This window comes from Streptomyces botrytidirepellens (genome assembly GCF_003721215.1).
Lineage (GTDB): Bacteria > Actinomycetota > Actinomycetes > Streptomycetales > Streptomycetaceae > Streptomyces > Streptomyces himastatinicus.
Map to the genome: position 1 here is coordinate 1 of NZ_RIBZ01000691.1, position 6,673 is coordinate 6,673.

Genomic DNA, 6,673 nt, shown 5'->3' on the forward strand with positions numbered 1-6,673 from the left:
AGGTGGGCGATGCGCGCGGCGGGCCTGTCACCGCTGCCGGGTCGCCCGGCTGGGGCAGCGACGGCCCGCGGTGGGGCAGCGGCGGCCTGGCCGGGACCGCCGGGCCCGGGTCAGTTCTTCTTGCCGGTCGCGTACGCGCCCAGGAACAGGGCCTCGGTGAGGGCGAGCTTTTCGAGCTCCTCCGGCGAGACGCTCTCGTTGACCGCGTGGATCTGCGCCTCCGGCTCGCTCAGGCCGATGAGCAGGATCTCCGCCTCCGGGTACAGCGAGGCGAGCGTGTTGCACAGCGGGATCGAGCCGCCCTGGCCCGCGGTGGCCATCTCCTGGCCGTCGTACGCCACCCGCATGGCCTCGCGCATCGCCTCGTACGCCGGGCTCCCGGTGTCCGCGCGGAACGGCTGGCCCTGGCCGACCTGCTCCACCGCGACCCGCGCGCCCCACGGCGCCGCCGCCTCCAGGTGGGCGGTCAGCAGCCGGTTCGCCTCGGCCGCGTCCACGCCCGGCGGGACCCGCAGGCTGACCAGCGCCCGCGCGCTCGCCTGGACGGAGGCGGTGGCGCCGACGACCGGCGGGCAGTCGATGCCCAGCACCGTGACCGAGGGGCGGGCCCAGATGCGGTCGGCGACCGTGCCCGAGCCGATGAGTTCGACCCCGTCCAGTACCCCGGCGTCCTTACGGAAGTCCTCCTCGGGGTACTGGAGGCCGTCCCAGGACGTGTCCGGGTCGAGGCCGTCGACCGTGGTGGAGCCGTCCTCCGCGCGCAGCGAGTCCAGCATCCGGATGAGCGCGGCGAGCGCGTCCGGGGCGGCGCCGCCGAACTGGCCGGAGTGCAGGTTCCCTTCGAGCGTGTCCACCGAGACGCGCAGCAGCGTCATCCCGCGCAGCGTCGCGGTGACGGTCGGCAGCCCGACCCGGAAGTTGCCCGCGTCGCCGATCACGATCGCGTCTGCGGCCAGCAGTTCCGGGTGCGCCTCGGCGTACCGCTCGAGCCCGCCCGTGCCCTGCTCCTCCGAACCCTCCACGATCACTTTGACGTTGACGGGGACGCCGCCGTGCTCCTTGAGCGCGCGCAGGGCCGTGAGGTGCATGATCAGGCCGCCCTTGCAGTCCGCCGCGCCGCGCCCGTACCAGCGTCCCTGCCGCTCGGTCAGCTCGAACGGCGGGCTGAGCCAGGCGTCCTCGTCCAGCGGCGGCTGCACGTCGTAGTGCGCGTAGAGCAGCACCGTCGGGGCGTCGGCCGGGCCGGGCAGGAAGCCGTAGACGGACTGGGTGCCGTCGGGGGTGTCCAGCAGCGCCACGTCCGCGAACCCCTCGGCGCGCAGCGCGGCCGCGACCCACTCAGCGGCGGCCTCGCAGCCGCTGCGCGGGAACTGGGCCGGGTCCGCCACCGACGGGAAGGCCACCAGCTCGGCCAGTTCGGCCAGGGCACGGGGCTGGAGTGCGGCGACGGTGGCGGCGAGGTCCTGGGCCATGGGGGAACGCTCCTGGGATGCGCGGTGTTGGGTGGTGATGTGCGGGTGTGTGCGGTGGCCCGATCATCCCACAGCAGGTTCACGCGGAGGTGAGCCGTAGGATGCCCGGTAGGCGCATCAGGACGGGCGATTGGGAGCGGAAGCACACGTGAGCAGCGACAACGCAACCCCGGACAAAGAGACGGTATGGGATGTCGTCGTGGTCGGCGCGGGGCCCGCGGGTGCCTCCGCGGCCCACGCCGCGGCGTGCGCCGGCCGCCGGGTGCTGCTGCTGGAGAAGGCCGAACTGCCCCGCTACAAGACGTGCGGCGGTGGCATCATCGGCCCGTCGCGCGAGGCGCTGCCGCCCGGTTTCGAACTGCCGCTGCGTGAGCGCGTGCACGCGGTGACCTTCTCGATGAACGGCAAGCTGTCCCGGACCCGCCGCTCCAAGCACGTGCTGTTCGGGCTCATCAACCGGCCGGAGTTCGACGCCGGTCTGGTCGAGGCGGCCAAGGACGCGGGCGCCGAGGTGCGTACCGGGGTGTCCGTCACGCGCGTCGAGCAGCACGGCCCGTCCGTGCCCGACCGCCGCACCGTGGCCGTCGTGCTCGCGGACGGCGAGACGGTGCTGGCGCGGGCCGTGGTCGGCGCGGACGGCAGCGCGAGCCGGATAGGCGCGCACGTCGGGGTGAAGCTCGACCAGGTCGACCTCGGCCTGGAGGCGGAGATCCCGGTTCCGGACACGGTCGCGGAGGACTGGGCGGGCCGGGTGCTCATCGACTGGGGCCCGATGCCCGGGAGTTACGGCTGGGTCTTCCCCAAGGGCGACACGCTGACCGTCGGCGTCATCTCGGCGCGCGGCGAGGGCGCCGGGACCAAGCGCTACCTCGAGGACTTCATCGCGCGGCTCGGCCTCGCCGGATTCGAGCCGAGCGTCTCCTCCGGCCATCTGACCCGCTGCCGCACCGACGACTCGCCGCTCTCCCGCGGCCGGGTGCTGGTGTGCGGGGACGCGGCCGGGCTGCTGGAGCCGTGGACGCGGGAGGGGATCTCCTTCGCGCTCCGCTCGGGCCGCCTCGCGGGGGAGTGGGCGGTACGGATCGCCGAGGCGCACGACGCGGTGGACGCCCGGCGCCAGGCCCTGAACTACGCCTTCGCGATCAAGGCTGGGCTGGGCGTCGAGATGGGCGTCGGCCGGAGGATGTACGCGGTGTTCGCCCGCCGCCCCGGGATGTTCCACGCGGCGATCACCGGCTTCCGCCCGGCGTGGCGCGCGTTCACGAAGATCACCCGCGGTACGACGACGCTGGCCGACCTCGTCCGCACCCACCCGGCGGCGCGCCGGGCCCTGGCGGCGATGGACAAGAAGTAGCGGACGCCTACTCGGCGGTGACGCTGATGCGGAAGACCGGGTGCATGAGCGCGATCCGGGCGAGTTCGGTGTCGGGGGAGGTCGCGGTCACGCCGTCGAAGAAGGCGCCGACCTCCCACCCCCACCGCTTCAGATAGGCCCGCAGCACCGCCGCCTTCTCCTCGCCCTCGGGCAGCTCGGCGGCGGTGAACTGCCGCGTGCTGCGGCCCTTGCGCAGCTGACCGCCCCCGGCCGCCCGCAGATTGCGCACCCATTGCGCGTTGCCGCGCGCCGAGACGAGATAGCGCCCGCCGTCCAGGGCCAGCGGGTTGACCGGGACGCGCCGCAACGCCCCGCTGGTCCGGCCGGGCACGGACAGCTCCGCCGCGCCGAAGAAGCTGAGCCCGTGGCGCGCCAGCCAGGCCACGGCACCGTTGAGGGGAGCCTCGAAGCGGCGGGGCTCGATGTAGTGCTGTGTCATGACGTCCTCCGTCTGCCGTGGCCACGATGAGAGCGGTGCTCTCGTTCAGGAGCATTGTGCGCACAGTGCGAGGAGCCTGACAAGAGCAGTGCTCTCGTTTTGGGTCGCCGCTCCGAAATATGGCAGACTGGCCGCATGACCGCGATCCGAGGGGCCAGGGAACGGGCCCGCGCCGAAGTGACCGCCGCCATCAAGGAAGAGGCACGCCGCCAGCTGGCCGATCAGGGCGCGGCCAAGCTTTCGCTCCGGGCCGTCGCCCGCGAGCTGGGTATGGTCTCCTCCGCCCTCTACCGCTACTACCCGAGCCGCGACGAGCTGCTGACCGCGCTCATCGTGGACGCGTACGACGCGATCGGCGCCGCAGCCGAGGGCGCGCTCGCCGCGACGGGCGGCGACCACGATCCGGTGGCGCGCTGGACCGCGGTCTGCCGGGCGGCCCGGGCCTGGGCGCTCGCCCACCCGCATGAGTACGCGCTGATCTACGGCTCCCCGGTGCCGGGCTACTCCGCGCCCCAGGCCACCGTCGCCCCGGCCTCCCGCGTCGCCCTCGCCCTCATCGCCGTCGTCCGTGACGCCCACGCCGCGGGCGCCCTGCGCGTACCGGAGGAGGCGGAGCTGCCGGAGGGGGTGCGGGCGGACGTCACGGCCCTGGCCGACACCCTCGGCACCGAGCTGCCCGCCGCGGCGCTCGCGGCGATCGCCGCGGTGTGGGCGCAGCTGTTCGGGATGATCAGCTTCGAGCTGTTCGGGCAGTTCCAGGGCGTGGTGGAGGCGCGGGAAGAGTTCTTCACGCACACGGCCGCCGCCCTCGGGCGGCAAGCGGGCCTGGGGTAGCGGATCTTCTTACGGACTGCCGCGGTCCACTCCGGCGGGAGGTCTACTCCGACGGGAGTACGGGCGATCACCGCGCGCGGGGGACGCCGTTCGCGGGCGGCCGGTCTAGCGTTACCGGTATGCACGAATTCACGGGGGAGCGCGGGCCGGGCGGGTGGTGGCGCGGAGGGCCGTGGCAGGGCGGGCGGTGGCAGGGCGGGCCGTGGCACAAGGGGCCGTTCGGCCCGCCGGGCGCGGCCGTGCCCTGGCGCTCCTCGCTCGCCGTCGCCGTCGTCCAGCTGGTGGGCACGGGGTTCGCCGCACACCGGCAGCCCGACCGGACGGACCTCGGGCCCGGTGTCTACGCGCTGCTCCTGGCCGGGCCCGCGCTCCTGCTCCTGCGCCACCGCCACCCACGACTCACCGTCCTCGGCGTCTCGGCGGTGACCCTGGGCTACCTCGCCGCGGGCGGACCGGGCGGCCCGGTCTTCCTCAGCGTCGTCGTGGCCTGCGTCGCCGCCGTCGCCGCCGGGCAGCGGGCGGCGGCCTGGTGCGCGGTCGGCGCGCTGTGGGCGGGGCGGCTGCTCATCGCGCACTGGCTCTACCGCTGGCTGCCGCCGCTGGGCGACGGGGCCGCCGGATGGGGGCAGGAGGTGGCGGTCGCGGCCTGGGCGGCGGCCGTGCTCGCCGCGGCCGAACTCGTCCGCGTACGGCGCGAGCAGTGGGCCCGCGAGCGGGCGGAGCGGGCGGCGGCGGTACGGCGCCGGGCTGACGAGGAGCGGCTGCGGATCGCCCGCGAACTGCACGACGTCCTCGCCCACAGCATCTCGGTCATCAACGTGCAGGCGGGCGTCGGCCTCGCCCTTCTCGACCAGGACCCCGAGCAGGCCCGCACCGCGCTGACCACCATCAAGGCGGCCAGCAAAGAGGCGCTGGGCGAGGTACGCCAGGTCCTGGACACCCTGCGCGCCTCCGGCGCCGCGCCGCGCCAGCCCGCCCCCGGTCTCGACCGGCTGCCGGAGCTGACCGAACAGGCCGCGGGCGCCGGGCTGACGGTGGAGGTGGAGACGCGGGGCGTACGGGTCGCCCTGCCGCCGGGCACGGACCTGGCCGCGTTCCGCATCGTCCAGGAGGCGCTGACCAACATCGTCCGCCACTCCGGCGCACGGAGCGCACGCGTCCGGTTGTCGTACGCCCCGGACGAGCTGGAGCTGCGGGTGGACGACGACGGCCCGGCGACCACGGACGACACGGCGGACGGCATGACGGGCGGCGGCAACGGCCTGGTCGGCATGCGCGAACGCGCCGCCGCCCTCGGCGGCACGGTGGAGGCGGGCCCGCGCCCGGACGGGGGCTTCCGCGTGCACGCCCGCATCCCGCTCACCGTTGCGCCCGCCCCGCGCGACGAACCCGCCACGCCCGATGCCACCGAGGAGACACCGTGAGCCGAGTGATCCGCGTCCTGCTCGCCGATGACCAGATCCTGGTCCGGGCGGGCTTCCGGGCGCTGCTGGCCGCCCAGCCGGACATCGACGTGGTCGCCGAGGCCGCCGACGGGGAGCAGGCCCTGAAGGCGGTGCGGGAGCACCGCCCCGACGTCGTGCTCATGGACATCCGCATGCCCCTCCTCGACGGCCTCGCCGCGACCCGCCGGATCACCGAGGACCCCGCGCTCGCGGAGGTGAAGGTGGTCATGCTGACCACCTTCGAGCTGGACGAATACGTCTTCGAGGCCATCCGCGGCGGTGCCTCCGGCTTTCTGGTCAAGGACACCGAACCGGAGGAGCTGCTGCGCGCCGTGCGGGCCGTGGTCGACGGCGACGCGCTGCTGTCGCCCGGGGTCACCCGGCGCCTCATCGCCGAGTTCGCCGCCCGTTCGAAGGAGCCCGCGCCCGCCTCGGTCCTCGCGGAACTGACCGAGCGGGAACGCGAAGTGATGGCCCTGGTCGGGATCGGTCTGTCGAACGAGGAGATCGCGCGGCGGCTGGTCGTCAGCCCGCTCACCGCCAAGACCCATGTGAGCCGCACGATGGTCAAGCTGGGCGCGCGCGACCGCGCCCAACTCGTCGTCCTCGCCTATGAGTCCGGGCTGGTGCGCCCGGGCTGGCTGGGCTGACGCCCCGCCCATCTGGCTAGAACAGCGCCTCGGGGCTCGCCGCCTCCCCCGCCGGAGCCTCCACCGGGGCCGTCGTCTCCGCGTCCGCCGCGGCCGCGCCGAGCGGACGGCCCGCCAGCAGACGGCCGTCCAGCAGCAGGGCGCGGCCGTCCGACGCGGTCAGATGGATGTCCGGGCCCGCCACGCCCTCGACGCGCCCCGCCACCGTGCGATCGGCGGCGAGCCGCACCACCCCCTGCACCGGACGCAGCCGCTCCAGATGGAACGCCTCGTCGTGGTGGACCGGCGCGAAGGCGATGAGGGCCAGCGACTCCGGCAGACCGCCGAGCCCGCCCGCCCGCGCGTGCAGCGCCGCGAGTTCGGCGGCGCGGCGCTCCCGGGGCGGCGGCGCCTCGCGCGCGGCGCGCTTCGCGGCGTACGGAAAGCGGTCCGGGACGCCGAGCGCGGCGCCCAGCACG

Annotated in this window: 6 protein-coding genes and 1 pseudogene; 4 read left to right on the forward strand and 3 right to left on the reverse strand. The window is 74.9% G+C overall.

All coding sequences use genetic code 11. The annotated features are described in order from the left end of the window. Nucleotides 1-110: 110 nt before the first annotated feature. Nucleotides 111-1,472 carry a dipeptidase gene (locus tag EEJ42_RS35910; RefSeq protein WP_123106389.1) on the reverse strand — a complete coding sequence of 454 codons (1,362 nt, stop codon included), beginning with the start codon at nt 1,470-1,472 and terminating at the stop codon, nt 111-113. Between the two features lie 148 nt (nt 1,473-1,620). Between EEJ42_RS35910 and EEJ42_RS35915 the strand changes: the two genes are divergently transcribed. After that, nucleotides 1,621-2,826 (forward strand): geranylgeranyl reductase family protein, encoded by a 1,206-nt coding sequence (locus EEJ42_RS35915; RefSeq protein WP_123106390.1) that lies wholly within the window; start codon nt 1,621-1,623, stop codon nt 2,824-2,826. A 7-nt stretch (nt 2,827-2,833) separates the two neighbouring features. Here the strand turns inward: EEJ42_RS35915 and EEJ42_RS35920 are convergent, their stop codons facing one another. After that, a complete protein-coding gene (locus tag EEJ42_RS35920) occupies nt 2,834-3,286 on the reverse strand; it encodes a nitroreductase family deazaflavin-dependent oxidoreductase (protein ID WP_123106391.1) in 453 nt (150 codons plus the stop codon). 135 nt (nt 3,287-3,421) lie between these two features. On the opposite strand from EEJ42_RS35920, the gene EEJ42_RS35925 reads away from it, so the two are divergent. The 3 genes from EEJ42_RS35925 to EEJ42_RS35935 all read left to right on the forward strand — a co-directional run bounded on the left by EEJ42_RS35925 (nt 3,422) and on the right by EEJ42_RS35935 (nt 6,215). Further along, complete coding sequence (locus tag EEJ42_RS35925) at nt 3,422-4,120, forward strand: TetR/AcrR family transcriptional regulator (protein ID WP_123106392.1); 699 nt, start codon at nt 3,422-3,424, stop codon at nt 4,118-4,120. 119 nt (nt 4,121-4,239) lie between these two features. After that, complete coding sequence (locus EEJ42_RS35930; protein WP_123106393.1) at nt 4,240-5,544, forward strand: sensor histidine kinase; 1,305 nt, start codon at nt 4,240-4,242, stop codon at nt 5,542-5,544. A 5-nt stretch (nt 5,545-5,549) separates the two neighbouring features. Further along, nucleotides 5,550-6,215, forward strand: coding sequence for a response regulator (locus EEJ42_RS35935; RefSeq protein ID WP_123106394.1), 666 nt, complete (start codon nt 5,550-5,552; stop codon nt 6,213-6,215). Between the two features lie 16 nt (nt 6,216-6,231). On the opposite strand, the pseudogene EEJ42_RS35940 reads toward EEJ42_RS35935, so the two are convergent. After that, a pseudogene (locus tag EEJ42_RS35940) lies at nt 6,232-6,673 on the reverse strand (DUF2797 domain-containing protein); the annotation flags it as partial.